The 2,185-nt window shown below is 37.7% G+C and carries 1 protein-coding gene, 2 rRNA genes and 1 pseudogene; 2 read left to right on the forward strand and 2 right to left on the reverse strand.

The features are described from left to right. Both CBG25_RS10540 and CBG25_RS10545 read left to right on the forward strand, forming a co-directional pair. The coding region (locus CBG25_RS10540) for a transposase family protein (RefSeq protein ID WP_290603625.1) at positions 1-305 on the forward strand (305 nt) is incomplete at its 5' end. Between the two features lie 263 nt (positions 306-568). Next, positions 569-1,661: pseudogene (locus tag CBG25_RS10545) on the forward strand (AMP-binding protein); the annotation flags it as partial. A 155-nt stretch (positions 1,662-1,816) separates the two neighbouring features. Here CBG25_RS10545 and rrf (CBG25_RS10550) read toward each other — a convergent pair. Beyond that, a 5S ribosomal RNA gene (gene rrf, locus CBG25_RS10550) occupies positions 1,817-1,932 on the reverse strand. A gap of 149 nt (positions 1,933-2,081) precedes the next feature. Beyond that, positions 2,082-2,185: ribosomal RNA gene (gene rrf / locus CBG25_RS10555) — 5S ribosomal RNA — on the reverse strand; the annotation flags it as partial.

A 2,185-nucleotide genomic window follows, 5' to 3' on the forward strand; every position in this document is an offset into this window, starting at 1 on the left:
ATATAATTCGCCATATTCCTCCTGAGGTAACCATCTGGGCAGATACCGGTTTTCAAGGTATAGATAAACAGCATCCTAATACACAAATCCCAAAAAAAGGAACTCGAAAAAGACCTTTATCGCCTGAACAAAAACAAGAAAATAAAATAATCTCGGGCATCCGTATTACAGTTGAACACGCCATCGCGGGTATCAAGCGCCTCGGTTGCATGACCCAAATTTTACGGAATCGTAGACCCTTTATTGATGATACCTTCTTACTCCTTAGCGCAGGTCTTTGGAATTTCCATCTCAGAACAGCGTAAAATTTACTTCAATCACCGAAACACCCTTATTTCACTATTAAGCAACACGCTTATAGTAACAAACAAAGACACGAGTTTCGCACCAATAAAAAAACGCTCTATTTTTAAGTTTAATTCAGCATGATATATAAATAGTCAAAACCTTATAAATCAAATACAACTTATTGTAATTTAAGAAAATTTATGTTTTTTAGTAACTTGCAGATTAATCATTGCTTTTAAGCCATTTTTAGAATTTTATATGCCTGTGCGAAACTCGTGTCAAATACGCATTTGACTACCAGGCAAAAGAAATTTATTGGTGCACTGCTGATATAGGCTGGGTAACAGGCCATAGTTACTTAATTTATGGCCCACTATCCAATGGAGCCACCACGCTAATGTTTGAAGGTGTACCTAACTATCCAAATATAAATCGCATGAGCCAAATAGTTGATAAGCATAAAGTAAATATTCTTTATACCGCACCAACCGCAATTCGTGCTTTGATGGCAGAAGGAGATAAAGCTATTGAAGCAACTCAGCGTAATTCTTTAAGGATTTTAGGCTCTGTCGGTGAACCTATTAATCCGGAAGCTTGGGAATGGTACTACAAAAAAATAGGTAATAGTCATTGCCCTATTATTGATACTTGGTGGCAAACAGAAACCGGTGGTTTTATGCTTCTTCCCTTACCGGGAGCAACTGAACTTAAACCAGGATCAGCAACACTACCTTTTTTTTGGTGTTAAGCCCGCGCTTATTGATAATCTAGGTAATTTACTTGAGGGTATTGCTGAAGGCAATCTTGTCATCATGGATTCATGGCCAGGACAAGCTAGAACCATTTATGGTGACCACGAACGCTTTGAACAAACTTATTTTTTACTATTTAAAGGTATGTATTTCAGTGGAGATGGTGCTCGCCGTGATGAAGATGGTTATTACTGGATATCCGGTCGTGTTGACGACGTTTTAAATATTTCTGGTCATCGTTTAGGTACGGCGGAAATCGAATCTGCACTTGTAGCGTTCCCTAAAATTGCTGAGGCTGCCGTCGTTGGTGTCCCTCATAATATTAAAGGACAAGCTATTTATGCCTACATTACATTAAATCATGGTGAAGAACCTTCAGCAGAACTTTATAATGAAGTACGCAATTGGGTGCGTAAAGAAATTGGACCAATAGCAACACCAGATATTCTTCACTGGACTGATGCATTACCAAAAACACGCTCAGGTAAAATTATACGACGTATTCTAAGAAAAATTGCCACTGGTGATATAAATAATCTTGGTGATACATCAACATTAGCGGATCCTAGTGTTGTTGAAAAACTACTAGAAGAAAAGGATTCGATTAATATTTCTAGTTAGATTAGTCAATTACCTATAATAAATGTCAAAAATATTAATAAAGCTCGTCGATAAAATAGATATAATTCAACTATAAAATATATTATTCATTAAGTTAGATTTATTATTTACATATACAGAAAAGCCACCTTAATTAGGTGGCCTTAATATTTTAAGCTTAGCAGTTCCCTACTCTCACATGGGGATACCCCACACTATCATCGGCACTACGGCATTTCACTTCTGAGTTCGGCATGGGATCAGGTGGAGCTACCGCGCTATAGCTACTAAGCAAATTCTTTGCTATTTATATTTTAACGAACGTTTAAGCGGCCTATCCATCATATTAATAATTAAAAGTATAGATAAATAACCACTAACCAAACTATTCTATCACACATCTATTTCACTAATGGTCTTTCCCATTAGCATTAAATTAAAGTCTGGCAGCTCCCTACTCTCACATGGGGAGACCCCACACTACCATCGGCGCTACGGCATTTCACTTCTGAGTTCGGCATGGGGTCAGGTGGGACCACCGCGCT

Source organism: Arsenophonus sp. ENCA (assembly GCF_002287155.1).
Lineage (GTDB): Bacteria > Pseudomonadota > Gammaproteobacteria > Enterobacterales > Enterobacteriaceae > Arsenophonus > Arsenophonus nilaparvatae.